22 protein-coding genes and 1 riboswitch are annotated in these 25,826 nt (G+C 64.3%); of the genes, 9 read left to right on the top strand and 13 right to left on the bottom strand.

The window, feature by feature from the left end; genetic code table 11:
- The first annotated feature begins 112 nt into the window (after positions 1–112).
- Positions 113–303: riboswitch (cobalamin riboswitch) on the top strand.
- Positions 304–321: 18 nt separating this feature from the next.
- From FHS69_RS00835 to FHS69_RS00850, 4 genes are read left to right on the top strand one after another with little or no spacing between them, the layout of a single operon-like run.
- Complete coding sequence (locus FHS69_RS00835) at positions 322–2,304, top strand: TonB-dependent receptor plug domain-containing protein (RefSeq protein WP_243844495.1); 1,983 nt, start codon at positions 322–324, stop codon at positions 2,302–2,304.
- Positions 2,301–3,116 carry an ABC transporter substrate-binding protein gene (locus FHS69_RS00840; protein ID WP_341801630.1) on the top strand — a complete coding sequence of 272 codons (816 nt, stop codon included), beginning with the start codon at positions 2,301–2,303 and terminating at the stop codon, positions 3,114–3,116. Before FHS69_RS00835 ends, FHS69_RS00840 begins: the two co-directional genes overlap by 4 nt.
- The gene (locus FHS69_RS00845; protein ID WP_166775792.1) at positions 3,113–4,066 is read left to right on the top strand and encodes a FecCD family ABC transporter permease; all 954 of its coding nucleotides are present in this window, start codon (positions 3,113–3,115) and stop codon (positions 4,064–4,066) included. Before FHS69_RS00840 ends, FHS69_RS00845 begins: the two co-directional genes overlap by 4 nt.
- Complete coding sequence (locus FHS69_RS00850) at positions 4,063–4,791, top strand: ABC transporter ATP-binding protein (RefSeq protein ID WP_166775794.1); 729 nt, start codon at positions 4,063–4,065, stop codon at positions 4,789–4,791. The genes FHS69_RS00845 and FHS69_RS00850 overlap by 4 nt, the downstream gene beginning before the upstream one ends.
- Here FHS69_RS00850 and FHS69_RS00855 read toward each other — a convergent pair whose 3' ends face one another.
- From FHS69_RS00855 to FHS69_RS00875, 5 genes are all read right to left on the bottom strand, one after another.
- The gene (locus FHS69_RS00855; RefSeq protein ID WP_425128216.1) at positions 4,792–6,951 is read right to left on the bottom strand and encodes a M3 family metallopeptidase; all 2,160 of its coding nucleotides are present in this window, start codon (positions 6,949–6,951) and stop codon (positions 4,792–4,794) included.
- A 214-nt stretch (positions 6,952–7,165) separates the two neighbouring features.
- Positions 7,166–7,798: a hypothetical protein gene (locus FHS69_RS00860; RefSeq protein ID WP_243844496.1), complete on the bottom strand. Its 633-nt coding sequence runs from the start codon at positions 7,796–7,798 to the stop codon at positions 7,166–7,168.
- Positions 7,795–8,337, bottom strand: coding sequence for an RNA 2',3'-cyclic phosphodiesterase (gene thpR / locus FHS69_RS00865; protein WP_166775798.1), 543 nt, complete (start codon positions 8,335–8,337; stop codon positions 7,795–7,797). The genes FHS69_RS00860 and thpR overlap by 4 nt, the downstream gene beginning before the upstream one ends.
- Positions 8,338–8,392: 55 nt before the next feature.
- Positions 8,393–9,322: a lysozyme gene (locus tag FHS69_RS00870; RefSeq protein WP_243844497.1), complete on the bottom strand. Its 930-nt coding sequence runs from the start codon at positions 9,320–9,322 to the stop codon at positions 8,393–8,395.
- Positions 9,323–9,489: 167 nt separating this feature from the next.
- Positions 9,490–10,662: a GGDEF domain-containing protein gene (locus tag FHS69_RS00875; protein ID WP_166775800.1), complete on the bottom strand. Its 1,173-nt coding sequence runs from the start codon at positions 10,660–10,662 to the stop codon at positions 9,490–9,492.
- A gap of 305 nt (positions 10,663–10,967) precedes the next feature.
- Here FHS69_RS00875 and uvrA point away from each other — a divergent pair, with 305 nt between their 5' ends.
- The 3 genes from uvrA (at position 10,968) to FHS69_RS00890 (ending at position 17,486) form a co-directional block, all read left to right on the top strand.
- On the top strand, positions 10,968–13,907 hold the full coding sequence (uvrA, locus tag FHS69_RS00880; RefSeq protein ID WP_166775802.1) for an excinuclease ABC subunit UvrA: 2,940 nt from the start codon (positions 10,968–10,970) through the stop codon (positions 13,905–13,907).
- A gap of 361 nt (positions 13,908–14,268) precedes the next feature.
- On the top strand, positions 14,269–16,116 hold the full coding sequence (locus FHS69_RS00885) for an RNA-directed DNA polymerase (protein WP_166775804.1): 1,848 nt from the start codon (positions 14,269–14,271) through the stop codon (positions 16,114–16,116).
- 362 nt (positions 16,117–16,478) lie between these two features.
- A complete protein-coding gene (locus FHS69_RS00890; protein ID WP_166775807.1) occupies positions 16,479–17,486 on the top strand; it encodes a hypothetical protein in 1,008 nt (335 codons plus the stop codon).
- 383 nt (positions 17,487–17,869) lie between these two features.
- Here the strand turns inward: FHS69_RS00890 and FHS69_RS00895 are convergent, their stop codons facing one another.
- Positions 17,870–18,571 carry a helix-turn-helix transcriptional regulator gene (locus FHS69_RS00895; RefSeq protein ID WP_166775809.1) on the bottom strand — a complete coding sequence of 234 codons (702 nt, stop codon included), beginning with the start codon at positions 18,569–18,571 and terminating at the stop codon, positions 17,870–17,872.
- 320 nt (positions 18,572–18,891) lie between these two features.
- On the opposite strand from FHS69_RS00895, the gene FHS69_RS00900 reads away from it, so the two are divergent.
- Positions 18,892–19,530 carry a response regulator transcription factor gene (locus FHS69_RS00900; RefSeq protein WP_166775811.1) on the top strand — a complete coding sequence of 213 codons (639 nt, stop codon included), beginning with the start codon at positions 18,892–18,894 and terminating at the stop codon, positions 19,528–19,530.
- A 7-nt stretch (positions 19,531–19,537) separates the two neighbouring features.
- On the opposite strand, the gene FHS69_RS00905 is transcribed toward FHS69_RS00900, so the two are convergent.
- From FHS69_RS00905 to FHS69_RS00915, 3 genes are all read right to left on the bottom strand, one after another.
- Positions 19,538–20,053 (bottom strand): septal ring lytic transglycosylase RlpA family protein, encoded by a 516-nt coding sequence (locus FHS69_RS00905; protein WP_166775813.1) that lies wholly within the window; start codon positions 20,051–20,053, stop codon positions 19,538–19,540.
- Between the two features lie 908 nt (positions 20,054–20,961).
- Positions 20,962–22,176 (bottom strand): argininosuccinate synthase, encoded by a 1,215-nt coding sequence (locus tag FHS69_RS00910; protein WP_166775814.1) that lies wholly within the window; start codon positions 22,174–22,176, stop codon positions 20,962–20,964.
- Between the two features lie 113 nt (positions 22,177–22,289).
- On the bottom strand, positions 22,290–22,553 hold the full coding sequence (locus FHS69_RS00915; protein WP_166775816.1) for a DksA/TraR family C4-type zinc finger protein: 264 nt from the start codon (positions 22,551–22,553) through the stop codon (positions 22,290–22,292).
- A 130-nt stretch (positions 22,554–22,683) separates the two neighbouring features.
- On the opposite strand from FHS69_RS00915, the gene FHS69_RS00920 reads away from it, so the two are divergent.
- Entirely contained in the window at positions 22,684–23,121 is a 438-nt protein-coding gene (locus tag FHS69_RS00920) for a DUF1801 domain-containing protein (RefSeq protein ID WP_166775818.1), read from the top strand.
- Here FHS69_RS00920 and FHS69_RS00925 read toward each other — a convergent pair whose 3' ends face one another.
- The 4 genes from FHS69_RS00925 to FHS69_RS00940 form a co-directional block, all read right to left on the bottom strand.
- Entirely contained in the window at positions 23,122–23,862 is a 741-nt protein-coding gene (locus FHS69_RS00925; protein ID WP_166775820.1) for a molybdopterin-dependent oxidoreductase, read from the bottom strand.
- A complete protein-coding gene (locus tag FHS69_RS00930; RefSeq protein ID WP_166775822.1) occupies positions 23,859–24,524 on the bottom strand; it encodes a cytochrome b/b6 domain-containing protein in 666 nt (221 codons plus the stop codon). The genes FHS69_RS00925 and FHS69_RS00930 overlap by 4 nt, the downstream gene beginning before the upstream one ends.
- Positions 24,521–25,291, bottom strand: a complete 771-nt coding sequence (locus FHS69_RS00935) for an SDR family oxidoreductase (RefSeq protein WP_166775824.1) — start codon at positions 25,289–25,291, stop codon at positions 24,521–24,523. The genes FHS69_RS00930 and FHS69_RS00935 overlap by 4 nt, the downstream gene beginning before the upstream one ends.
- 128 nt (positions 25,292–25,419) lie before the next feature.
- Positions 25,420–25,806 carry a glycine zipper 2TM domain-containing protein gene (locus FHS69_RS00940; RefSeq protein ID WP_067464609.1) on the bottom strand — a complete coding sequence of 129 codons (387 nt, stop codon included), beginning with the start codon at positions 25,804–25,806 and terminating at the stop codon, positions 25,420–25,422.
- Positions 25,807–25,826: the final 20 nt, after the last annotated feature.

Genomic DNA, 25,826 nt, shown 5'->3' on the forward strand with positions numbered 1-25,826 from the left:
GGTAGCCATGCGCCACGCGCCATCCCGATGCGGGACGCCATATCTGGCCTTCTGCTAGCACGGAATTGCTTAACGAAGACCGTCTCTTGCGTATCGCGCAAACCAGCGTTAAGCGCCGCCGCGTGTCACGGGTTGGCCTGTTTGCGCAGGCCCGAAGAGGGAAGGAGGTGCGAACCCTCCGCTGCCCCCGCAACTGTGACCGGGGAGCGATCCCGCTTCATGCCACTGGGCCTCGTGCCCGGGAAGGCGGCGGGAGAGCGATGATCCGGGAGCCAGGAGACCTGCCCATGACCGTCGTTCGGCCGCGGGCGGGGTGTACCGATGGCAAACGCGGATGGAGCGATCCTGCTCTCTCCCGTCATGGACGGCAATTCGTTCATGATAGGAGGTTACGTGTACAAATATCTGTTTTTCCTGACGGCTTCGGCAATTCCCGCGGCTGCGCTCGCGCAAAGCCCGAGCGAGCAAGCGTTGGCGGAAATCGTCGAGCGACAGGACGCCGAAACGTCCGATGCTCCGGTTGCGGCAACCGCTGTGGCGGTCCCGTCGCGCGCGCCTTCGGTCATCACGGTGACTGCGAACGGGCTGGGCACCGACCTGCGCAACACCGGTCAATCGGTGACGGTGATCGACCGCGCTGAAATCGAGGCGGTGCAGGGTGCCGATCCGACGCGTGCGCTGAACCGTGTTCCCGGCCTTTCGCTGTCGCGCAGCGGCGGTGTCGGCCGCGTCACCAGCGTCAATCTGCGCGGCGCGAGTTCGGACCAGTTGCTGGTGCTGATCGACGGCGTACGCGTTGCCGACCAGGCGAGTCCGGCGGGCGGCTTCGATTTCGGCAATCAGCTGCTGGGCACCGCGGGCAAGATCGACGTTCTGCGCGGCTCGAACAGCACGATCTGGGGCTCCGAAGCCGTTGGCGGCGTAATCGACGTGTCGACCCGGACCGAGCGCGGGATGAGCGGCAGCGTAGAATTCGGTGCGCACGATACGTTGTTCGCGAGCGCCGCGGCGGGCGCGGGCAATGACGCGGTTTTCTTCGGGCTCACCGGTTCGTGGTACGAGACCGACGGGTTCTCGGCGGCTGCCTCGGGCACCGAAGCAGACGGCGCGCAGCAATTCGCGCTCGGCACCACCGCCTTCGTCAATCTGACCCCCAGCCTCGAGCTGTTCGCGCATGGCAATTTCGCCGAGGGCGACGTCGAGATCGACGGTTTCCCCGCCCCGACCTTCGTGCTCGCCGATACCGAGGATACGCAGAAGACCACCCGCTACTGGGGCGATGTGGGCTTGGCCTATTACGGCAATGATCTGACCCTGCGTGCGGCCTACAGCCGTTCGGACACCGAGCGCGTCAACCGCAACGGCGCGGGGAACGAAACCTTCGCCAGCGATGGCGCATCGCAGCGGCTTTCGCTGCGCGGTGAATACCGCGTGCTCGGCGGGCTCTCGCTGGCCTTCGGCGGCGATCACGAATGGACCGAGTTCGAAACCAGCTTCGATACCGCGGCCGAAACCGAGATCAGCGGCGCCTATGCGCAGCTTGGCTGGGTGATGGGCCGGCTGGCCGCGCATGCCGGTGCGCGGGTGGACGATCACGAGCAATTCGGCACCCATGTCAGCTTCGGCGGCGATGTCAGCTATGGCTTCGGTCGCGACTGGCGTGTGCGCGCCAGCGTGGGCGAAGGGTTCAAGGCGCCGACGCTCTACCAATTGCTGTCTTTCTACGGGAATACGGCGCTCGAACCCGAGGAAAGCACCAGTTACGATCTCGGGATCGAGAAGGGCCAGCGCGGCGCGGGCCTGCATCTGGCGCTCACGGGCTTCCGCCGCGACAGCGACAATCTGATCGGCTTCGGCTTTACCGCCGATCGGCCCTTCGGCGTCTATCTCAACACGGCGCGCGCACGGGCACAGGGTATCGAGGTCGAGGCGGGTTTCGATCTCGCACGTGGCCTGCGGATCGCCGGGATCTATTCCTATGTCGATGCCGAGGATCGCAGCACCGGGCTCGAACTGGCGCGCCGGCCCGACCATTTCGGGACGATCTACGCCGATTGGGCCAGCGATTTCGGGCTCGGCCTGGGGGCCGATCTGCGGATCGTCGGCCCCAGCTGGGACAATGCGGCAAACACCAACCGCCTGGATGGCTACGAACTGCTCGACCTGCGCGCGTCCTTCGGCATCGGTGACAATCTTGAATTGTTCGGCCGGGTCGAAAACGTGTTCGATACCGATTACCAGACGGTGGCTGGCTACGGCACGGCCGGGCGCAGCGTGTTCGGCGGGATCAGGGCGACGATGTGAAAGCGCTGATTGCTGCACCGGTCCTGCTGCTCGCCGCATGTGCGGGGGGTGGGGCCGGTGCGCCAGCCGGTACCGAGCGACCGACCATCGTCAGCCTGAATCCCTGTACCGATGCCATTCTCGCCGAGGTGGCCGGCCCCGGTCAGCTGCTGGCGATCTCGCATTACAGCAAGCAGGAAAGCGCCAGTTCGATGGAACCGGCGACGGCGGCGCGCTTCGTCGCCACCGGCGGAACGGTGGAGGAAGTGCTGGCGCTCGATCCGGACGTGGTGGTCGCGGGCAGCTTCATCGCTCCCGCGACGCGCGCGGCGCTTGAGGATCTGGGCCTCCGCGTCGTGACCTTCGGCATAGCCGGCGACGTTGCAGCGAGTCTCGCGCAGATCCGCGAACTCGCCGCGCTGGCGGGCGATCCGGCGGCGGGCGAAGCGCTGATCGCGCGGATCGATGCGGCTTTGGCGCAAGCGGCGCCCGACGGAGAAGAGCCCATAGAAGCGCTGCTGTGGCAGCCGGGTGGCATCGTCGCGGGCGAACAGGCGCTGGTCAGCGATCTGCTGGCGCGGACGGGCTTCGCCAACGGCGCCAGTGCGCGCGGTCTGTCGCAGGCGGATTATGTCGCGCTCGAAGACGTGGTCGCCGCACCGCCGGACGTGCTGCTGGTGGCGGGAAGCGCGGCCGGGCAGACGCATCCCGTGCTCGACCGCCTGCCCGGCATGCACCGCGCCCGGTTCGACACCGGCCTGCTCTATTGTGGCGGCCCGACCATCATCCGTGCGGCGGACCGGCTGGCAGCCATTCGCGGGGGCGCTTCATGAATCGCGCCACTGCCGTTTTCGCAGGCCTGCTGGTGATCGCGCTGCCACTGTCGCTGCTGGCCGGGCGGGTCTGGCTCGATCCTGCTGCGACGCCCAACGCCGCGCTGATTCTTGCCGAGCTGCGATTGCCGCGTGCGCTGCTGGCTATCGTGGTCGGGGCCGGACTGGGCGCAAGCGGTGCGGCGATGCAAGGCTATCTGCGTAATCCGCTGGCCGATCCGGGGCTGTTCGGCATTGCGCCGGGGGCGGCGCTGGGCGCGGTCGCCGCGCTGTGGTTCGGCTATGCCACAGCGCCGTGGCTGCTGCCTGCCTTCGCGCTGCTTGGCGCCGCGGGGGCGATGGCATTACTCGCCGCGATTGCGGGGCGGACGGGCGGCATAGCGCTGTTCACGCTGGCGGGACTGATGGTCGCGAGCCTCGCCGGGGCGCTCACCGCGCTGGCGATCAGCATGGCACCCAACGCCTTCGCGATGAGCGAGATCGTGCTGTGGCTCAACGGTGCGCTGACCGACCGGAGCTGGCGCGAGGTGTCGCTGGTGACGCCGTTGGTCGCCGGGGGCGTGCTGCTGCTGTGGCGTGCCGGGCGCGCGCTCGACGCGCTTACGCTGGGCGAGGCGGTCGCCCGCTCGCTTGGCGTGAACACCGGTCGGCTGCTGTGGCTGCTGATCGCGGGCGTCGGGCTGACCGTCGGCGCCAGCGTGGCGGTCGCGGGCATCATCGGCTTCGTCGGGCTGATCGTCCCGCACCTGGTACGCCCGCTGACCGACCGGCGTCCGTCGCAGGTCATCGTGCCGAGCGCGCTCGCGGGCGCGCTGCTGGTGCTGGTGGCGGACAGCGCGGTGCGCGTGTTGCCGCTGGTCACCGAATTGCGGCTGGGCATTGCGTTGAGCCTGCTTGGCGCGCCGTTCTTCCTGTGGCTGCTGCTGCGCATGCGCCGGGGGCTCGCATGACCCTCGCGGCGGACCGGATATCGCTTGGACAGCGGCTGGCGGACGTCTCGCTCGCGCTCGAACCGGGCACCATCACCGCGATCTGCGGGCCCAATGGTGCGGGCAAATCGAGCCTTCTCGAAGCGCTCGCGGGCTTGCTCGAAGTGGATCGCGGCACGGTCGCGCTCGACGGCGCCGACCTGCGCGACATGCCCGCGCGCGATCGTGCACAGCGTGTCGGATATCTCCCGCAAGCGCATGAAATCGCTTGGGATGTACCTGTGCGCAGCCTCGTCGAACTGGGGCGGATGCCGCATGGCGACCGGCGCGCCGGGCCTGTCGATGCCGCGCTCGAGGCGCTTGACATTGCCGATCTGGCCGAGCGCCGCGCGCAATCGCTTTCGGGCGGGGAAACTGCGCGCGTGCTGCTGGCGCGGGTGCTCGCGGGCGAGCCGCGATGGATCCTCGCCGACGAACCGCTCGCCGCGCTTGATATCGCGCACCAGCTTGCGCTGCTGCGGCATTTGCGGCGCGCGGCCGATCGCGGGGTGGGTGTGGTGCTGGTGCTGCACGATCTGGCGCATGCGATGAATCATGCCGATCGCGTGGTGGTGCTCGACCGCGGCACGCTCGCCGCCGACGGCGCATGCGAAGACGCGCTCGACCAGCGGGTGGTCGAGTGCGTCTGGAAAGTCCCGGTCCGGTGGATCGGCGAACCGAACCACCGGGCCCTGGTCAGCGGTTGATCAATTGGTCGTGCGCGGCGGCAGCGGACCGTCCGAGACCTCGCTGTCCGACTGCTCGTCACCCGCGACGAGGCCGCGCGCTTCGAGCATCGGGGTCACATCGGGTGCGCGACCGGCGAAGTTCTCGAACATCTTGAAGTAGTCCATCGTACCGCCCTGGCTGAGCACGGTGGCGCGATAGTGATCGCCGTTCTCGCGCGTCAGCCCGCCGTTCTCGCGGAACCACTTGCGGCTGTCGCGATCGAGCATTTCGGTCCACAGATAGCTGTAATAGCCCGCGGAATACCCCGAGGGCGAGCTGAAGATGTGGTTGAAATAGGTGCTGCGATAGCGCGGCGGGACGAGATCGATCTCCAGCCCGAGCTCCTCGAGCGAACGGCGTTCGAAGGCGTCGACCTTCTCCGGCGTATCGATCGCGGCGGCTTCTGCCGGCGACAGCGCGCTCCACTTCATGTCGAGCAGCGCGGCTTCGACGACTTCACCGAAATCGTAGCCCTGGTTGAACTTCGCCGCGGCCTCAATCTTGGCGATCATCTCGTCTGGGATGGTCTCGCCAGTCTCGTAATGCTTGGCATAGTTCGACAGCACGCTCGGCCAGGTTGCCCACATCTCGTGGACCTGGCTCGGATATTCGACGAAGTCGCGCGCGGTCGCGGTGCCCGACAGGCTCTCGTACTTCTGGTTGGCGAAGAAGCCGTGCAGCGCGTGGCCGAATTCGTGGAAGGTGGTGTTGACCCAGTCGAAGCTGACCAGCTGCACCTCGCCCTCGGGCGCCTTGGGGATGTTGAGCACGTTGTAGATCACCGGGCTGGTGCCCCACAGATCGCTCTGGTCGACGAAATTGCTCATCCATGCACCGCCGCGCTTCGAGGGGCGCTGGAACGGGTCGAAATAGAACAGGCCCAGTTCGCTGCCGTCGCGGTCGAACACGGTGTAGGTCCACACATCAGGGTGATAGACCGGCAGGTCGGTGCGCCGCTCGAAGGTCAGGCCGTAGAGCTTTTCGGCCATGTGGAACACGCCGTCCTCGAGCACCTTGTCGAGCACGAAATATTCCATCACCGCGTCTTCATCAAGATCGTAGCGCTCGGCCTTGATCTTGTTGGCGTAGCGGTACCAGTCCCACGGCTTCACTTCGAAATCGCCACCATCGGCCGCGATCGCCTCGTTGAGCATGGCGGCCTCGCGCCGCTGCGTTGCGGCAAGGGCGGGGACCATCTGTTCCATGAAGCCGAGCGCGGTTTCGGGCTTTTCGGCCATGCGGTCCCACATCGCGTAGCTCGCCCAGTCGGGTTCGCCGAACAGCGCGGCCTTCTGCGCACGCAGCGTGGCGATCTTGGCGATCAGCATGCGGGTGTCGACATCCATCCGGCCGTCGGCACGATGATAGCTCGCCATGAACAGTTTCTCGCGCGCAGCGCGGTTCTCCATGGTCGGTAGCAGCGGCTGCTGCGTGGTGTTCTGCAGCGCGATGGCGAACTTGCCCGGCTGGCCGTTCTCGGCAGCGAGATCCGCGGCCGACTGGATGTCGTTTTCCGACAGGCCGGCAAGATCGCTGCGGCTGTCGAAGAACACGGGCGTGTCGTTCATCGCCGCGCGCGCGGCCTGCGAGAACTCGGTCGTCAGCGTCGAGAGTTCCGAATTGATCGCCTTGACGCGTTCGCGCTCGGCCTCGGTCAGCAGCGCGCCTGCATGGACCATGCCTTCATAAGTGTCCTCGAGCAGCTTGGCGTCTTCGCGCGTCATGCTCATCGCGGCGCGGTTGTCGTAAACAGCCTTCACCCGCGCGAACAGTTCGGGGTTGAGAGTGATCGAGTCGCCATGCGCGGTCAGCTTGGGGCTGATCTCGGTGTTGATTTCGTCGAGCCGGTCGGTGGTGTTCGAACCGGTCAGCGCGAAGAAAACGCGTGCCACGCGGCCGAGCATGCGGCCCGATTTCTCGAGCGCGACGATGGTGTTTTCGAAGGTCGGAGCGGCCGGATTGTCGATGATCGCCTGGATCTCGGCCTGCTGGATCGCCATGCCCTGTTCGAAGGCGGGCATGTAATCGTCTTCCGAAATGGCCGAGAAATCGGGCGTCTGGAACGGCAGGCTGCTGTCGGCGGCGAAATAGCCGGTTCCCTGCGGCATCGCGGTCGCGGCGGTGTTCGCTTCTGCCATGGTGTCGAGGTCTTCCCCATATGCGGCGGAGCATCCGGCCAGCAATGCGGCGGATGCGACGGTGGCCATGATCTGGGCCTTCATTCTGTTCCCCTCAGGATTGAGCGCGGCCGACGGGCGCCGGGCGCGAAGGTTGCAAGACTGTCAGCGCGCTTGGACCGCATCACGCGCGCGCGCAAGCATGCGCACGTCGCCGGTCGGCGCTCTTCCTACATTAGTCGAACGGTACGCGTTCGCCGCGGTTCCGCTCGGCCCCATCACGCGCCGCGTCGAGCGCTTCGTCGAGCGCCTGTCGGTTGACCGTCATCAACCGTGGCTTGCCGCCTTGCCGGTCGACCACCAGCCACAAGGCGCCGAGATCGAAAAAGCCGCCCTGTTCGCTCGCCACGCTCATCCGCGACAGGTCCAGCCGCTGCAACCGCGCGATCATGTAGGCATCGAAGATGTCATCGAAGACCGCCTCCACTTCCGCGCGGCTTTCGAGTTCGCGGCGCGTGCCTGCCGCATCGATATAGAGCAATGGCAGGCCGACCTGATCGAGGATCCGGGCCTTGTTCCCGCTGCGGGCCGCTTCGCGTAGCGTGGCGATGACCGCCTCGAACCGGCTGGCGCTGGTCCCCGTGGCGCAGGATATCGCGCCGCCGTCGACGAAGTCATGCCTGCGATCGAATTCGACCTCGCGCTCGCGCTGGTTCGACCACACCAGCAACAGGCAATCTTCCGGGTCGGAGTTCGCTTCGCGCAGCATATTCGCCTGCGCCTCGACTTCGCGTGGGTTTTCCGGCGTGCAGGCGCCGAGCGTTGTCGTGATCAGTGCGGTGAGGAAGAGGGCGGTCCGGCAGCTCATGATTGTTCGAGCGGATAGCGCATAACCGGTTCGTAATGCGAACCGTCGGCATGCAAATGGCTTTCGTACAGCAGATAGTCCTCGACCACCCACGGGCCCAGGCGGAGTGCGGCGGTCCGTGACAGGAACGGCGCCAGCGGCCCGGCGGCGCGATTGATGCGCGCCAGCGTAATATGTGGATGGTATTTGCGATGATCGGGTTCGATGCCGCAGATTTCGCAGATGCGCTCGATTCTCTGGCGAAGCCGTGCAAGTCCGGCATCGGGCGCAATCCCGGCCCACAGCGTACGCACGCGGCCCCTACGTTCGAACACGCCGGTACCCTCGATCGTCAGCGCAAACCTTTCGCCTTGCGCGGCGCGTAATCGCTCCGCCAGTTCGTCGGCCAGATGCGTATCGACCTCGCCAATGTACCGCAGCGTCAGGTGCAACTGGCCCTCATCCTGCCAGCGCGCCGCCTCGACCCCTTCCATAAGATCGATCAGCGCGTCGCGAATGGCGGCGGGAGGGCGAATGCCGACGAACAGGCGGTGGGTCATGGCAAGGCTTGTCGATCAGTCGACGCGGCATTGTAAACCCGCGTCGGTATGTTGGTCAGGCGGGAGTGTCGTTCGCTGCCGTCCGCGGGTCGGCATAGGCTGCGTCGAGGAAAATCTGCGCGCGCCGTTCGCTGCGATATTCAAGCCCCTTGGCAAAACGCCCACCTGCATGCGTGTAGTTGAGCTCGGCCGCGATACCTTCGTAATCGCCCCGGTCGATCGCCGCATTGAGCCGCGGACTCTCGCTGGGCGAGACATTGCCGATGCCGACATTGTAAACCAGATCGAGCAAAGCATCGAATTCGTGCTGGTGCAGCGGCAGGTCGCCGACGAGTTCGCGCACGCCGCTTTCGGCCTCGGCGAGGTCGGCATCGAGAAAATCGAGTACCCGGCGTTCGCTGATCCTATCGCCCACCCGCAGTCGGTCTTCGGGTTCGACCAGATGACCGACACCCACGGTCGGATAACCCGCGACATCCCGATAGACGGTATAGCGCACGCCTTCTTCCTCGATCAGCGCCTGTTTGAAAGTGTCGCTGGCAAAGAGCAGTTGGGCCGGTCGGCGTTCGCCTTCGACGTATTCGACGACCTGCTCGGCGGCGGTGGGTTCGACGAAGGCCTTGCGCATCTTCGGCGGGCCGGTGAAGGCCGTAAGCCCCAGCGCACCGGCGCCAAGCATCAGCGTGGCGCGCTTGCGGGTCGATATTTTTGGCCGCACGTCGAAAGCGCGGGCGGCGGCCTTGCGCGCACGGCGCAACTCGCGCCGATGCTGTCGTTCGCGGCGCAAGCGTTTAAGAAAGTTCTGCGGTTTCTCGCCCCGCTTTCCGCGCAGCGTCGTGTGCGACCAGTCCACCTCGTCGAGAGGACGATTGAGTTCGTCCAGCAACGCCTTGAGCGCATCGTCCGAGCCGGGCGACCCCGACCGGATCGCGCCATTCCTTGGTCCCTCTGGTTTCTTTTCCGCGGTGCCCATGTCCATCGGCATGCCACCTTCCATATTGCTATCAGCGTGAGACGCCGCGGCTGCGACCGGCGCATGCGTTTTCACGCGCCTGCCGCGGTGTCGGTCTTGTCTGAAGAACGGTTGGCAAGGGACGATCGGTCCCCGGTTCGTCGCTGTCCAGCAACGACCGGGCCTTGCGGGCGAAGCGATCAGACCGCGCGGCGAACCTGGTTGCGGCCGCTGTCCTTGGCGGCGTAACAGGCCTCGTCCGACCGCAGCAAGGCATCGTCCAGCGGTTCGCTGAAACGCCACGCCGCAACCCCGATCGAAGCCGACACGTTCAGTCCGTCATGATCGGCGAATTGCTTGCCGATCGCGGCAAGGCTCTCGCGCAGCGCCTCGGCCGCGTCGGAAACCTGCGTCTCGGTGAGTCCGCGGGTGAGGACGAGGAATTCCTCGCCGCCCAACCGGAATCCTTGGTGGTCGCCCGAACCGCTCAGCCGTGAACACCACTCGCGAATGGTATCGGCAGCCGCGATCAGCACGTGATCCCCGACCCCGTGCCCGAATGTGTCGTTGATCGCCTTGAAGCGGTCGAGATCGATCGTCAGCAAGTGACGCGATAGCGGACTGCGTTCGATCCTTGTTTCCTCGAACAGCTTGCGGCGGTTGTAGAGCCCGGTGAGCGGATCGCGCCAGCTCAGGAATTCGGCATGCGCCAGCGCATCGGCGAGATCTTCGGACAATTGCCGGTTCTCGACCAGCATCTGCGCTGCGCTGCGGATATGCAGCCCGGTGTTGGCGCTGTAGATGCGGATGCCGATCACGATCAGCGCAAGGATGCCGAGCAGGGCAGGATGTTGCATGTTCGGATGGACGACGAAGAAGGCGATCGTTGTCAGCCAGAAGCACGCCAGCATGCCGTCGCGCGCGTGCGGCAGCCCGGCAAGCGTCACGGCAACCAGCGTTGCGGTAACGATCACGACGCCGCGGATCAGATGGACCGCGACCACCGACGCCTCGGGCGGGGGCGGCCACAGCATCAGCCCCAGCGTTATGCCGGTAAGGCACATGGCGAAAGTCATGACGCGCCGCGCCCCTTTGGCCGGCTGGCGCGTGCGGATGAGGTATTCCAGCCTGCTCACGGCCATGCGCGTGTAGATATAGGACGCGAGCCGCAGTGCCAGCAGCAGCGTCATCGGCAGAAGGTTGGGCATCATTGCCACGCCCACCGCCAGCATGCCGAGACCGATCACGCTGGCGGGCAGCGAACGCCGCTCGCGGTCGAGCATGGCAATCACCGCCTCGCGCTCGACCTCGGCCTTGTCGACCGAGACACGCGTGAACCCGCCCGCTGCGGCGCTTTCGAGGCGATCGTCCATGAACATTTACGCGACCCGGAATCCCCTGTGGATTGACCCGCGGGCCTAGCCGCAATTCCTTAACGATTTGCCGCGCGCCGTTCACGATAATTGCTGGAATGCAGTGTACGATTGCCGATCCGCGCGCTGGCATATGATCGACACCGGTTACCCGTTGTGGATGCGGTCGCGGCTCGCCCACTGCTTCCCGACCCGTTGCAAATTCCTCGCGCAAACCCACATCAACGGCACTTTCGCACCAGCCCGTGCGTTCGGCCCTTACCCGCCCTTGACCCAAGCGAACAATTCGGGAACACGTTTCCTTCATGGCACTCACCAAAATTTCCGTCCGCGGCGCGCGCGAGCATAACCTCAAGGGCGTCGACATCGACCTGCCGCGGGACAGCCTGATCGTCATCACCGGCCTCAGCGGTTCGGGCAAGTCGAGCCTCGCCTTCGACACGATCTATGCCGAAGGCCAGCGGCGCTATGTCGAGAGCCTGTCCGCCTATGCGCGCCAGTTCCTCGAGATGATGCAGAAGCCCGATGTCGAGCATATCGACGGGCTTTCGCCCGCGATCTCGATCGAGCAGAAGACCACTTCGCGCAACCCGCGCTCGACCGTGGCGACGGTGACCGAGATCTACGACTACATGCGCCTGCTGTGGGCGCGCGTCGGCGTGCCCTATTCGCCCGCCACCGGCCTGCCGATCGAGGCGCAGACCGTCTCCAACATGGTCGACCGGGTGATGGATCTGCCCGAGGGCACGCGGCTCTACCTGCTCGCCCCGGTGGTGCGCGGGCGCAAGGGAGAATACCGCAAGGAACTCGCCGAATGGCAGAAGGCAGGCTTCACCCGCGTGCGGATCGACGGCGAGCTCTACGCGATCGAGGACGCGCCCGCGCTCGACAAGAAGTTCAAGCACGACATCGAGGTGGTGGTCGACCGGCTAGCGGTGAAGGAGGGGCTCGAAACCCGCCTCGCCGACAGTTTCGAAACCGCGCTCAAGCTGGCCGATGGGCTCGCCTATGTCGATCTCGCCGATGGCGCGGTGCCGGGGCGCGAGGGCGAGGGGGCCACTGCGGGCGGCGCGATGAAAGGCGCCGGCATCCCCGCCAACCGCATCGTCTTCTCGGAGAAATTCTCCTGCCCGGTCAGCGGCTTCACGCTCGAGGAGGTCGAACCGCGGCTGTTCTCCTTCAACGCGCCGCAGGGTGCCTGCCCGACCTGCGACGGCATCGGCGAAAAGCAATTGTTCGACCCGCGGCTGGTCGTCCCCAACGAAGCGCTCAGCCTCAAGAAGGGCGCGGTGGTGCCCTGGGCCAAGTCCAACCCGCCGTCGCCCTATTACATGCAGGTCCTCGCCTCCCTCGCGAAGGAATACGAGTTCGACCTCACCACCCCGTGGCAGGAGTTCGACAAGGAAATCCGCGACATTATCCTCCACGGCACAAAAGGCCGCGCGATCCCGCTGACTTTCAAGGACGGGCGCAAGCAATACACCGTCAAGAAGCCGTTCGAAGGTGTGATCGGCAATCTCAACCGCCGCATGCTCCAGACCGAGAGCGCGTGGATGCGCGAGGAACTGGCCAAGTTCCAGACCGCGCAGCCTTGCGAGACCTGCGGCGGCAAGCGGCTCAACCCCAAGGCGCTCAGCGTCAAGATCCCCGGTCCCGCGGGCCCGACCGACATCGCCACCCCCACGCAGATGAGCGTCGCCGATGCCAAGGCGTGGTTCCTCGCTCTCGACGATCACCTGACCGAGCAGCAGGCGCAGATCGCGAAGGCCATCCTCAAGGAAATCAACGAGCGGCTGGGCTTCCTCGACAATGTCGGGCTCGACTATCTCAACCTCGACCGCACTTCAGGTACGCTGAGCGGGGGCGAGAGTCAGCGCATCCGCCTCGCCAGCCAGATCGGCAGCGGGCTGTCGGGCGTGCTCTACGTGCTCGACGAACCCAGCATCGGCCTCCACCAGCGCGACAACGACCGGCTGCTCGAAACATTGAAGCGCCTGCGCGACCTCGGCAATACGGTGATCGTGGTCGAGCATGACGAGGATGCGATCCGCGCCGCCGATTACGTGGTCGATCTCGGCCCCGGCGCGGGCGTCCACGGGGGCGAGGTGGTCGCCGAAGGCACGCTCAAGCAGGTGCTCAGGAACAAGAAATCGCTCACCGCCGCCTATCTCACCGGGCGCCGCGAAATCGCGGTCCCCGCCACCCGGCGCAAGGGCAACGGCCACCAGCTCACCGTCCACGGCGCGCGCGCCAACAATCTGCAAAACGTCACCGCCAGCCTGCCGCTCGGTACCTTCACCTGCGTCACCGGCGTCTCGGGCTCGGGCAAGTCGAGCTTCACCATCGACACGCTCTACGCCTCCGCCGCGCGCGAATTGAACGGTGCGCGCATCGTCGCGGGCGCGCACGACAAGGTCACCGGGCTCGAATATTGCGACAAGGTGATCGAGATCGACCAGTCGCCCATCGGCCGCACCCCGCGCTCCAACCCCGCCACCTACACCGGCGCCTTCACCCAGATCCGCGACTGGTTCGCGGGCCTCCCCGAAAGCCAGGCGCGCGGCTACAAGCCCGGCCGCTTCAGCTTCAACGTGAAGGGCGGCCGCTGCGAGGCGTGCCAGGGCGACGGCCTCATCAAGATCGAGATGCACTTCCTGCCCGACGTCTACGTCACCTGCGAACAATGCGACGGCAAGCGCTACAACCGCGAAACGCTCGAGGTTAAGTTCAAGGGCCACTCGATCGCCGACGTGCTCGACATGACGATCGAGGATGCGGAGGAATTCTTCAAGGCGGTCCCCCCGATCCGCGACAAGATGCACATGCTCAACGAGGTCGGCCTCGGCTACGTCAAGGTCGGCCAGCAGGCGACCACGCTGTCGGGCGGCGAGGCGCAGCGCGTCAAGCTCGCCAAGGAACTCGCCAAGCGCAGCACCGGGCAGACGCTCTACATCCTCGACGAGCCCACCACCGGCCTGCATTTTGAGGACGTGCGCAAGCTGCTCGAAGTGCTCCACCGGCTGGTCGAGCAGGGGAACAGCGTCGTGGTGATCGAGCACAATCTCGATGTGATCAAGACGGCGGACCATGTGCTCGACCTCGGCCCGGGCGGCGGCGTGCGCGGCGGTGAGGTTGTCGCGCAGGGCGTTCCGGAATATGTCGCGACCGTAGAGGGTAGCTACACGGGCCAGTACCTCAAGCCGCTTCTAGATCGCGCAACCCGGAACGAGCCTGCCCCGGCGTAGGCCGGGGCCGGAGGATGTGGCCAAAATCGAGGGCTCCTACACGGGCCAGTACCTCCGCCCGATGCTGGCGCGACAGAAGGAAGCTGCAGAATAGGCAACGGATGGCCTGTCCTGAGCTTGTTTCAGGATAGTTGTGGTCGGGGGAGCTATACGGGGAAGTATCTCAAGCCATGCTGGAGCGGCCGCCGAAGGCGGCGGAGTAGGGCCCGCGAAGGCTTCGCCTCATTGTTTCACGAGAGACGGATTGCAACCGAACGCCGTTCGAAGAGCAGTGACTAGGCATAATGGTACAATACAAAGCTATTGATTTTTAGTTGCTTCTTCGCCTTTATGCGCGGTATTTGCGAGCGAGGGGCGAAAATTGGCAATTCTTCCAAATGCCGGGCACGGGCTGCATACGCCTCGTCTTGAAGAAAGACAGAAGGTCCTTGCAGAGGTGTTCTCTGTCGACCGCATGCAGCTTTGCTGGAAGAAATACGTTCGTAAAGGTTTGAGAGATCAAGAGGTTCTGGACCTATTCGACTATAATGATTCCCATTGGAATAAGGATAAGCGCTTTTCTGATCTGCGAAGCTTAATACTTTCTGGAAATTATCGACCTTCCAATTCTATCCCTACAAAAATCGAGAAAAAGCACGGAGTCTGTCGAACGATTGTTACGCCGAGTCCGGAAGATGCCGTGGTTTTGCAATGTATAGTAGAGTATTCGATCGCAAAATCTCTAAAAGGTCAGCCATCATCGAATTCGTTTTTCAGTCGTAGTCATCAGGCTCCCGATGTTAGCTTTAAATTCGCTCGAGACTATATTTGGTTCAAGCAATGGCGAAAATTCTCGAAGGCACGATTTGAGGTCGTTTCAGTTCATGCATGGGTCGCCACAACGGACATTGCGACGTATTTCGACAATATCAGATATGAGCACCTCAGAAATATTATATCGACATTTGATGAAACCGAAGAAGTTGTTCTAGACATACTTTTTTCAGTTCTCGACCAATTGTGTTGGCGGCCTGACTATCTTCCATCAGCCAGGGTCGGCCTACCACAAGTCCAATTTGATGCTCCGAGGCTATTGGCGCACGTCTATCTCTACGAAATTGACCGGTTCCTCTCGGAGAAAACTGACGACACGTTTGTGCGATGGGTGGATGACATCACTTTTGCGCATGATACGGAAGAGACTTGTCGGGTCATATTGCGCGACTTGGACACTCTTCTTCAGATGCGAGGCATCCGCCTAAATTCTGGCAAAACCCATGTGATGAGGGCCAGCACTGCTCGTCGTTTCTTTCATCAGCGAGAAAACGACAATTTGACGCGTTGGAACGAAGAGTTCGATGCGGCAAAGAAAGCGGGAACCTCTACCACAGCCATAGAGACGAAAGTGGAGACATCATTCTTGAAGTTCTTGGCCCGAGAACCATTCGGACATCACGACAAGATCATCAAAAGGTTCGTTGGGTTCGCCGCCAAGGCAAAGAATGCTTTTGCCATGGATAACGTACTGGAAGGACTATCGTCCAATCCTAGTATGCGCGGGTACGCCTATTGGTATCTCAGTGCTTTAGGGCCCTCAGAGAAAGCCTTGGCTGCAATTGAAAAATACCTCAAAAGCCCGGCAGCCCTTGATGATGCATCGCAGTGCCAGCTTGCTCGTCTCCTGACGGAATGGAAAGTCGACCCCGGAACAGCTCTATTCAAGAAGCTATCGACCCTTGCCGATGCTATGGGATCGCAGAATTATGTTGGTACCCAAACCTTCAGATTTGTCGCCGCGCTCTGGATGCTGACGAAGTACGAAAGTCAGTCGAGAATTGCGAAATTTATCCATGATTCTGTGGAGATCTGGGAGCACAATGAGTTCTTGTCCCGGCAGGTGGCGGCGGCGAGTGGCAAATTTCGCGATCCAGATTTGATCGCGGAGTTTTCAAGTTCCGTGCGGGCTCACGGATTACGGTCATCCATTTCGGTACTAGATTCGTTGGACGTCTTGAGGTCGCTCGAGAAATCGGTTCCCCCTGCGGTCAGACTTTACATATTGAATGGAAAAAACAGGACTACCTATTCACTGCAGCGGTTTCTTATTGCTTTTACGGTTTTGAGTTCGTCAAAGCTGGCCGCCTCGACGAGGAAAGCATTGAGGCTGGACTTGTTAAAGTATCTAGCCGACCCGCATTATCGGGCAGTCATAAATTCCCTTAAAATTTAGCAACTTCCTACCGCAACAGGCGCTGGATAGGATGCTTGGTTCAAACCCATGAGGTGAACCATGAACGCTCTCGTCATCGTTGAAGGCGCCCGCACCGCCGGTCCTCACGGGGATCGGCACACCGTGTTTTCGCCCCGGCTGTGCTCTTTGTTTGCGCCGTCAAACGCTGGGCGCGAGCTCTCCGGCTCGCCTGGCTTGCTCGCATAAGCTCGGGTGGCCGGTCGGCCTTGCCTCGCCTACGGCTCGGAGACATTCGCCAACTAGAGCCGATGCTCGTTGATATGACGGACGGGTAATCCTGTCCTACACACCCCCCTCTATATAAATAGCCCGGTTCCCTTCCTCACAAGCAAGGCGAACCGATGCAGACCTCTCCCGACACCCCCGCAGACCACCCCATCATCCTCCACCCCGATCTCGCCACCGACGACACCCGCGCGCCGCAGACGCAGTTCGTGGTCGAGCGGCAGGTGGCGTTTCTCGAGGCGCTGGCGACCACCGGCTCCGTGCGCGCGGCGGCGGCCCGGGCGCGGGTGTCGCACCAGACCTGCTACCGCGCGCGCCGGGCCAGCGCTGCCTTCGGGCGCGCCTGGGATGCGGCGCTGGTGGTCGCGCGCGGCGCGGCCGAGGCCAAGCTCGCCGATTACGCCATGAACGGCATCGAGGAGGAGGTGTGGTATCACGGCGAGCACAGGGGCGAGCGCCGGCGCTTCTCCGACCGGCTGCTGCTGGCGCATCTCGGGCGGCTCGACCGGATGCGCGGCGATGACCGGATCGAGGCACTCGCGGAGGATTTCGACGGCATGATCCTGCGGCTGCGCCGCGGCGAGCCGATCGAGGCGGAAGTGGCCGATCCCGACGGCGTGGAGCCCGCGGAGCAGGGGCGCGGCGCTTCTTCGCCTGGACCGTGTAACAGGCGGTCCATGTCTCCGGCGAGTTCGGAGGAAGGCGAGCGGACCGCGTCGGCCTCCGACCTGCCCGACCCGGGCGAGCCGCCCTGCGATTGCGTGGGGGCGCGCTTCGGCACCGATCGCGGGCAGAAGCACTATCGCCGCGGCGCGCGGGGCCCCGAATCCGTGCCCAACATCGCGGGCGAGGGGCCATGCTGCGACGCGCCCGACTGGCCCGAATGCCGCGACTGCCCGCACTATCCGCCGCTCGTCAGGATCCTGCGCGAAATGGAGGAAGACCGCCCCGCCGACGCCCCCGCACCGCACCAGCAGGGCGATGCCGAGACGGTCGAGGGCGTGCAGTTCGAAGCCTTCTGCGCCGGGCTCGCGCAATGGTGGCTGCTGACCAGCGAGGAAGTGCTGGCCCGCGCGCTGGCGGAGATGGAGGGGGATGAGGAGGGAGAGCGGGTGGGGGGGTGAGTGTGGGGAGAGGGGGAGGAGTCCTTGTCTTACGGACCCGCATCCGCGGGCGCATCCTCGGGGCTGCTCCTGCGTCGCTGCGCTCCTACGGGCCCCTGCGGGCGGCCGGTCGGCCTTGCCGGGCCTCCGCCGGCCCAGTTCTCGTACAAAACGGCCAGGTTGCGCTGGTCCCGAGCCGCAGGCGAGGCAAGGGCGGAAGCGCAGTCGAAGACGCAGCTGGCCGAAGGCCACCTGCATGCCCGCCCGCAGCGGGTGCAGCTTGCTGCACGTCTAGCGAGGACGAAGCCGCGGATGCGGCTTCGAAACACACATACTCATCCCGCGCGGATGCGGCTTCGAATACCAAAGACTCCCCTCAATCCCGCAGACGTCGGACCGCGAACCTACACATTGATCAAGCCGAACTTGAGCCCCTTGACCGCGGCCGAGGCGCGGTCGGACACGTCGAGCTTGGCGAAGATGCGCTTGATGTGCGTGGCGATGGTGGGGCGCTTGTTGCCGAGGATCATCGCGATCTCCTCATTGCTCTTGCCGCGCGCGATCCAGTGCAGGATGGTGATCTCGCGCGGGGCCAGGTGAGGGCGCTCGACCTCTTCGGAAGCGAGCTGGTCGATCCGCAGATGCGCCGCCTGCGCCACGCTGTGGAGGATCGGCACATCGGCATGCGCGATGCGGTCCTCGTGTTCGACCATGGTGATGGAGAAGACGACGATGTGCTGGCGCGGGCCGAAGGTGGGCAGCAGGAAGCCGTCGGTCAGCCCGTGTTCGCGCGCGGTGTCGACGAAGAGCTGCTGGTTGGCGGACAGCCGGCCCTCGACGATGTCGAGGATACGCACCGGCCGCCCCGCGCGCGCGGCGAGCCCGGGGAGCGGGTCGAACTCGGCGAGACCGTCGCGATAGTCGGCAATGAAGCCCTCGGGAAAGCCGAAGGAGGTCACCTCGCTGCGCCCCGGGTTGTCGCGCGAGGGGCGGGCGTAGCTCAGCGCGGCGAATCCCTGCGTGCGGTAGAAGGCGCGCGCGATCGCGAGCACGTCATCCTCGCTCGCGGCGGTGGCGATCTGGCGGATGGCCTGGCTGTCATCCATCTGTGGGTCCCCTGCGATGTACGCGGCGAAAGTCTGCGTACCCCAAATGGATGTCATTCATTAGTATTACATGCAAGGGGGTCGGGTTCGCACGTAACCGCGCCTGGCGACCGCTCCGGTATCGCTCTACCGCACCGCGCCCGATTCGCGGCGAAACCACGTGGAACTACGTGGTTCATGTGCATGACATGCGCCGACATGTCATCCGTTCGGACGACTACGGTTAATACCGGGTTGGGCATAGGCTTGGTGAACGAGCCGGGGATAACCATCGCCTTCGCCGGTTTGGGGGGATTGACGGAAAACGGGATCGCCACGCGATGCAAGACACTGTATTTGTTGTCGTCGACAACAACTATCGCAATCGGCACGAGCTTACGCTCGCGCTTTCGGGCATGGGCTATGTGGTGCCCGCCGACACGCTCGAGGATCTTGGCAGCCGCTGGCCCGAACAGGCCTGGCTGTTGGTCCATGACGAAGGAACGCAGCTGGCCGAGACGCAGCAGGCGCTGCGCGCGGCAGAGCGCTATTACCCGCTGGTCGCCTATGCGGGCGATGCAAGCATAGGCCATGTGATGGAGGTGCTGGGCAGCGGCGCGGCAGGCTATCTCGAATGGCCGCTCGAACCCGCGCAAATGCAGCGCAACCTCGCCGCGATCATGGCGAGCAAGTGGCAATCGGCCACCGCGACGCTCGGGCAGGCGCGCGCCAAGCAGCGTATCGGCCTGCTCTCGCCGCGCGAGAAGGAAGTGCTCTCGTCGGTGTGCGAAGGGCATTCGAGCAAGGAAGTCGCGCGTTCGCTGGGTATCAGCCCGCGCACGGTCGAACTGCACCGCGCCAATGTGCTGAGCAAGCTCGGCGTGCGCAATGTCGCCGCGGCGGTCAAGCTATCGGTGGAAGCGCAGTTCGAAACCGCGCCGCTCGTAGCGGCGTCGGACCAGCCCGAACTCGCCGCCTGAATTCGGCTTACTGGTCGAGGACGGCCAGCTCCACATGCCCGTGACCGCGGCGGATCAGCCCGAGCTCGGTCGCGGCTGCGCGGCTCACGTCGATCACGCGCCCACCATGGAAGGGCCCGCGGTCGTTGATCCGCACGGTGACGCGCTTGCCGGTTATCGGATTGGTCACCTCGACCAGCGTGCCGAAGGGCAGGGTGCGGTGCGCGGCGGTCATCGCGTGCATGTCGAAACGCTCGCCATTGGCGGTCTGCCGGCCATGGAAGCGACGTCCGTAATAGGATGCCACCCCGCCGCCGATCGGGCGCGCTGCAGGCATTGCCTCCACCGGCGGTTCGAAGGTCTCGAGATCGACCACATGGCCTGCCGGTTCGGGTGCGGGCGGAAGCGCTTCGAACCGCGCGAAGCTGGATTCGAAAGCAGGAAGCGCGCGCGCAGTGTGGACGTGTTCCTGCGGCAGCGCCGCGGTGGCGGGCGCCGCCAGGGCGGCGCTGAAAAGCAGAATGCGAAACGCGCGATTGGCCATGATCGGACCTCCCGTTCGGTTTCAGCGTCTATAATCGAGCGTGCGCATGGAGTCGTTAACCCGCCAGCCGATTGCCCCATTCGCGCCACAGTTCGTCGCGTGAGGGGAGCCGACACGTGTGCTGGCAACATCTGGTGGGTGATGGGCGCGCAATACGCCAACTCTTGGGTGGCCGGGTCCGCGCCGGGCGAACGGTGGCCAACGCAAATGGGGCCGGCATCGCTGCCGACCCCACTCTCACCGATGCGTGGACCTGCCTTGCGACAAGCACTTGGCATCCAGTGTTTCCCCTCCGGCGCAATCCGGAGATTGCGCATCAGAGGTTCCGTCACCGGCGCTCGCACCGGCATCCGGTGCCACCCTCCAGTCGATCCGCGCAGGCAGCGCCAGGTCGTGAGACCCTCGCTTCCCTTGCGATCCGGCCTTCGACAGGCAGTACCGCGGTCGATCCCTCCATCAATGGCCGAAGCCTCGATCGGTGACAGCGCCATGCGGGTCCGAAGACCTTTCCGGTATTGCCTCCTCGGCATTCGGCCGGGTGGGCCCGACCCATGAAAGACGTACTTTGCGCTTCCGTCATCGACTGACTTGCATCGGGCCGAAGCCTTCTGCATGCCGGTCTCTGGAACCGCATGGACAGCATCTTCCATGCCTTTCCGGTTTGAACTTTCTGCTTGATATCAGACTGTTAGGCCGTCTATCGAGCGGAACATCCTCGCCGTTCCGATGAGTTGAAGCTGACTCCGATCAGGCGATTCGTCCAGCACGCCGCAGTCGAGTTTTCCACTTTTCCAGCTTTTCGCTGTGGATGAGGGTGGATAACTCAACCGCCTGTCGCAAACCGGTCATGCTTGGCATCTACGGCACCGCGTTTCGCGATGCTGCCGCGCCATACGCTCGAATTGCGGTCAGCGGTCGCGCTTGGCGAGCAGTCGCAGACGAAGCGCGTTGAGCTTGATGAAGCCTTCGGCATCCTTCTGGTCGTAAGCGCCGGCATCGTCCTCGAACGTGACATGCGCTTCGGAATAGAGCGAAGCCTCAGACTTGCGCCCGACGACCATTGCATTGCCCTTGTAGAGCTTGAGCCGCACCGTCCCCGAAACCTTCTGCTGGCTCAGGTCGATCGCCGCCTGCAGCATCTCGCGTTCGGGGCTGAACCACAGCCCGTTGTACACCAGCTCGGCATAGCGCGGCATCAGCTCGTCCTTGAGATGCGCGGCGCCGCGATCGAGCGTGATCTGTTCGATCCCGCGATGTGCACGCGCGTAGATCTCGCCGCCCGGGGTCTCGTACATCCCGCGGCTCTTCATGCCGACGAAGCGGTTCTCGACCAGATCGAGCCGGCCGATGCCATGCTTGCGACCAAGATCGTTGAGCGCGGCCAGCAGCGTTGCGGGGCTCATACGTTCGCCATTGAGCGAGACACCGTCGCCGGTCTCGAAACCGATCTCGATATATTCGGGCGTGTCGGGCGCGTCTTCGGGGTGGTCGGTGCGCGAGTAGACGTAGTCGGGGGTCTCTTCCCAGGGATCCTCGAGCACCTTGCCCTCCGAAGAGGTGTGCAGCAGGTTCGCATCGGTGGAGAACGGGCTTTCGCCGCGCTTGTCTTTGGGCACCGCGATCTGGTGCTTTTCCGCCCATGCGATCAGCGCGGTACGGCTGGTGAGGTCCCATTCGCGCCACGGCGCGATGACCGTGATGTCCGGATCGAGCGCATAGGCCGACAATTCGAAGCGCACCTGGTCGTTGCCCTTGCCGGTCGCACCATGCGCAATGGCGTCGGCACCGGTTTCCTTGGCGATTTCGACGAGACGCTTCGAAATCAGCGGACGCGCGATGCTGGTGCCCAGCAAATAGTCGCCTTCGTAGCGGGCATTGGCGCGCATCATCGGGAAGACGAAATCGCGCACGAATTCCTCGCGCAGGTCCTCGATGAAGATGTGCTTGTCGGGGATGCCCATCGCACGGGCCTTTTCGCGCGCAGGTTCGATCTCCTCGCCCTGTCCGAGGTCGGCGGTGAAGGTCACCACTTCGAGCCCGCGTTCGACCTCGAGCCATTTGGCGATAACCGAGGTATCGAGACCACCGGAATAGGCGAGGACGACGCGTTTGATATCGGACATTGGGGGCACCTTCACTGTTCGAGGCGCGCCGCTAGCAGGGGCAGGGGGCAATAGGCAATCGATTCACGCTTTGCGCGTGGCAAGCGGAGATGGGGCACCCGTCTCGCCCGGAATCAGCGCAGCTGGCTGTCCTTGCTGCCGCGCCGGTTGATCCCGGCGCTGCGCGCGCTGGCATCGAGACCCGACTGGCATTCGACGCAGCGCTTGACCCCGGGCAGGGCACTGCGGCGCTTCTCGGGAATCTCCTCACCGCATTCGATGCACCAGCGCTCGCTCTCGCCCACGGGCATGCGTGCGCGGGCTGCATTGACTGCATCCGATACCGTGTCGTCGATCTGGTCCTGAACCGCTCCGTCGCGGGCCCAACCACCTGCCATGGATTTCTTCCTTTCGCGGAGAATGTGGGTCCACATGCGGCCGAAATCAACCGGATGCCTAGCGCCCGGAGACTTCCCAGCACGCGGTGGATTTGCCAGACTGGCACTTAGGTAGGGAAGGAAAACCGGTATGGCGCAAGCGAAGACGCAGCCCAGCGAAATGGACCCGGCCGAATTCATCGCGATGGTCCAGCCGGAGCGCAAACGCGAGAAAGCGCATCGGCTCGACGCGCTGTTTCGCCGTGTCACCGGCGTCGAACCGCGCATGTGGGGGTCGAGCATCATCGGTTACGGCGCCTACCGCACGACCTATGCAAGCGGGCGTGAAGTACACTGGATGCGAACCGGCTTCAGCCCGCGCAAGGCGCGGCATTCGCTCTACCTCATGGGTGGCTATTGCGACCAGGAAACGGGCGCGCGGCACGCCGCTGCGCTCGACCGACTGGGCAAGCACGCGCGTGGCAATAGCTGCCTCTACGTGAACAAGTTGGCCGATATCGACCTTGCCGTGCTCGAGGAGATGATCCGGGCGGATTGGGAAGCGATGAACCGCCGCTATCCCGCCTGATCAGATGCCCGCATACCACTGGTAGCCCGCGCGGTCTTCCCAATAGCCGCCCTGGCCGAGGCCGATGTCGTCGAGGCTCGCCACCGCTTCGATCGCGGTGAGATACTTGGCGTGCTTGTAGCCCAGCTGGCGTTCGATGCGCATGCGCAGTGGCGCGCCGTTGCGGATCGGCAGCGGTTCGCCGTTGAGGCTGTGCGCGATGATCGTCTGCGGGTGATAGGCATCGATCAGATCGACGCTCTCGTAATAGTCCTGTCCGTTGAGATTATCCGCACAGCGGAAGAGGATGAAGCGAGCATTCTGCTGCAAGCCGGCCTCGTCGAGCAGCAGCGACAGTTGCGGCCCCGTCCATTCGCCGATCGCGCTCCAACCTTCTACGCAGTCGTGCCGCGTGACCTGCGTACGCTGGGGGAGGCGCCTGATGTTGTCGAGGCTCAGACTCAGCGGTTTGTGCACCAATCCGCGCACCTCGAGCCGCCAATTGGCAAAACCTTCCGCGGCATGTCGCGGGTAGTCGCCGTTCTGCGGGTCGGTCGAGCCATTACCGCGGAAGTAGGGGGAAATCGCGCTGCGCGGATACTCGGGCGCCAGCGCAGTGCGATCGGTCAGCAGGCGATGGGCACGCTCGTGCCATTTTTCTGCCGCACCGAGCAGCGCCTTGCCGCTCTCGCTTTCGGCTACGCGATTGCAGCCCGCAAGGAAGGCGGCACTTGCCGCGGCGAGGAAGTTGCGACGCTTCACGGGTGATGCCCCCCGGTCAGCATAGCGCGCACTTGCCCGATGGGGCCCGACAGTAGCACCAGGATGAGGTGCACGACAAAGAAGACCGCCAGCGCGAAGGCGAAAATGAAATGCAGCGAACGAGCCGACTGGCGTCCGCCGAGCAGGTCGACCAGCCAGCCGAAGCTGGGCTCCATCCCCGGGCTGATCGCGATGCCGGTGAAGACCATCATCGGCAGGATCACCCCGAGCACCAGCCCGTAAGCGAGTTTCTGCAGGAAATTGTACTTGTCCGCGCCGTGATCGAAATCGAGCCGCATATGCGCGCGGATATCGGACCAGATTGCAGCGGGGCACCATTCGTGCCGCCGCGTGGCAATATCGCGGGTGAAATGACGGTTGCCGAGCATGGCCAGCCACATGAACAGCAGCCCGAGTGCGAAAGGCCAGGCCATCAATATATGCCAGTCGCGGGCAAGCGCGAGGCTGTAATAGCCGGGAATGGTCATCCAGTCGGGGAAGCGCGGAACCACCAGCCATGCCTGCTCGGGGGCGAAGCCCCAATCGCCCCAGTAAAGCCGACGATGCGCGTTCGAGATCGTTAGTCCCGACATGAACAGCACCACCACGCACAGCAGGTTCAGCCAGTGCCAGACGCGCGTGCTGAGCGCGTGGCGTTTCATGCGTCGACGCCTTCGCGCGCGAGATAGATGACGTCGCGTGGCTGGGCGAGCAGGTGCTGCCCGCTGTCGACATAGAGCGTCTGCCCGCTCGTCAGGTGCCCTCCGGCAAGGAACAGCGCCGCATCGGCGACCTCCTTCGCACCGGTCTTGCGTCGAAGCAGGTTCATCCGGTGCGAGACCTCGGTCTCTTCCTCGCTCTGGTCGTGGCTGGCGAGGATTGCGCCCGGAGCCAGTGCATAGACGCGGTCGGATGCCTTCGCCGCGCCCATTGCCAGCATGGTGACGCCAGCGGCGACGGCGTGCTTGCTCATCGTATAGCTGAAGAAATCGGGGTTGGGATTGGCCAGTTTCTGGTCGGTCAGCTGGATCACGCGCTTCCCCCCCTCGGCCCGTGCGTGCGAAAGATAGGCTTGCGCCATTCGGATTGGGGTGCGCGCATTGATCTGCATCGTGCGGGCATTCGTCGCGGGATCGAGCTCGGTTACAGAATCGGCATCGAAGATCGCCGCGCAATTCACCAGCGCACGCCAGTCGGGCAGCCGGGCTGCCAGCGCTTCGACCATGGCAACGCCTGCATCGCCATCCGCGAGATCGCATTGCACGCATTCGGCCGAGGGCAATTCGTCGGCGAGGCGTTGTGCTTCGGCCTGCGAAGACCCGTAATGGATGACGACGTGCCAGCCGGTCTCTCCAAACCGGCGCACGATGGCGGCGCCGATCCGTCTTGCTCCGCCGGTTACGAGCACTGCTGGCCTGGGATCATTCATCGTCAGCGACCATAACGCAGGGCAGCGCAAAGAAAAGGCGCGCCGCTACCTGAGGGGAGGGTAGCGACGCGCCTCATGTTCAGCCCCCGAGGGATCAACGGGGGCTGGACCAGGGAACGGTTAGTCCATCATCGGCACTGCAGGCTGCCGCGGTCGATCTCACGACCGACGAGCGCACCGACTGCACCGCCGAGAATGGCGCCCAACGTGCGGTCGCCGCTGCCGGCAATTTCATGACCGGCGAGTGCGCCGACGCCCGCGCCGATGACAAGGCCGGTCGTGCCGTTGTCGCGCTTGCAATAGTAGCGTCCATCATCCCCGCGCCACATGCGGTCCGAGCGCGAGATCCGGCGCGGCTCGTAATAGCGACCGCGGCTGTCGTAGATCGCGCGGTCCTTGGCGCGCTTGCCGTGCGCAGGGGCCCAGTGCGGCGGATCGGCGGCTGCCGGGGCTGCGGTACCGATGCCGGTAAGCGCGAGCGTTCCGGCGGCGAATGCGAGAGCGAGTTTCTTCATATCTGTGCCTCAGTGTCCGT

This window comes from Qipengyuania flava (assembly GCF_011762005.1).
GTDB classification, from domain to species: Bacteria; Pseudomonadota; Alphaproteobacteria; order Sphingomonadales; family Sphingomonadaceae; genus Qipengyuania; species Qipengyuania flava.

What these genes read in the sequence shown, in the direction of transcription:
- FHS69_RS00890 (WP_166775807.1), top strand. Translation starts at nt 16,479, where the DNA reads ATGCAGACCTCTCCCGACACCCCCGCAGACCACCCCATCATCCTCCAC.
- FHS69_RS00870 (WP_243844497.1), bottom strand. Translation starts at nt 9,322, where the DNA reads ATGCCGATGGACATGGGCACCGCGGAAAAGAAACCAGAGGGACCAAGG.
- FHS69_RS00930 (WP_166775822.1), bottom strand. Translation starts at nt 24,524, where the DNA reads ATGAAACGCCACGCGCTCAGCACGCGCGTCTGGCACTGGCTGAACCTG.
- FHS69_RS00860 (WP_243844496.1), bottom strand. Translation starts at nt 7,798, where the DNA reads ATGAGCTGCCGGACCGCCCTCTTCCTCACCGCACTGATCACGACAACG.
- FHS69_RS00940 (WP_067464609.1), bottom strand. Translation starts at nt 25,806, where the DNA reads ATGAAGAAACTCGCTCTCGCATTCGCCGCCGGAACGCTCGCGCTTACC.
- FHS69_RS00835 (WP_243844495.1), top strand. Translation starts at nt 322, where the DNA reads ATGGCAAACGCGGATGGAGCGATCCTGCTCTCTCCCGTCATGGACGGC.
- FHS69_RS00910 (WP_166775814.1), bottom strand. Translation starts at nt 22,176, where the DNA reads ATGTCCGATATCAAACGCGTCGTCCTCGCCTATTCCGGTGGTCTCGAT.
- FHS69_RS00845 (WP_166775792.1), top strand. Translation starts at nt 3,113, where the DNA reads ATGAATCGCGCCACTGCCGTTTTCGCAGGCCTGCTGGTGATCGCGCTG.
- FHS69_RS00905 (WP_166775813.1), bottom strand. Translation starts at nt 20,053, where the DNA reads ATGGCCAATCGCGCGTTTCGCATTCTGCTTTTCAGCGCCGCCCTGGCG.
- FHS69_RS00935 (WP_166775824.1), bottom strand. Translation starts at nt 25,291, where the DNA reads ATGAATGATCCCAGGCCAGCAGTGCTCGTAACCGGCGGAGCAAGACGG.
- FHS69_RS00875 (WP_166775800.1), bottom strand. Translation starts at nt 10,662, where the DNA reads ATGGACGATCGCCTCGAAAGCGCCGCAGCGGGCGGGTTCACGCGTGTC.
- FHS69_RS00915 (WP_166775816.1), bottom strand. Translation starts at nt 22,553, where the DNA reads ATGGCAGGTGGTTGGGCCCGCGACGGAGCGGTTCAGGACCAGATCGAC.
- FHS69_RS00900 (WP_166775811.1), top strand. Translation starts at nt 18,892, where the DNA reads ATGCAAGACACTGTATTTGTTGTCGTCGACAACAACTATCGCAATCGG.
- uvrA (WP_166775802.1), top strand. Translation starts at nt 10,968, where the DNA reads ATGGCACTCACCAAAATTTCCGTCCGCGGCGCGCGCGAGCATAACCTC.
- FHS69_RS00895 (WP_166775809.1), bottom strand. Translation starts at nt 18,571, where the DNA reads ATGGATGACAGCCAGGCCATCCGCCAGATCGCCACCGCCGCGAGCGAG.
- FHS69_RS00850 (WP_166775794.1), top strand. Translation starts at nt 4,063, where the DNA reads ATGACCCTCGCGGCGGACCGGATATCGCTTGGACAGCGGCTGGCGGAC.
- FHS69_RS00920 (WP_166775818.1), top strand. Translation starts at nt 22,684, where the DNA reads ATGGCGCAAGCGAAGACGCAGCCCAGCGAAATGGACCCGGCCGAATTC.
- FHS69_RS00855 (WP_425128216.1), bottom strand. Translation starts at nt 6,951, where the DNA reads ATGGCAGAAGCGAACACCGCCGCGACCGCGATGCCGCAGGGAACCGGC.
- thpR (WP_166775798.1), bottom strand. Translation starts at nt 8,337, where the DNA reads ATGACCCACCGCCTGTTCGTCGGCATTCGCCCTCCCGCCGCCATTCGC.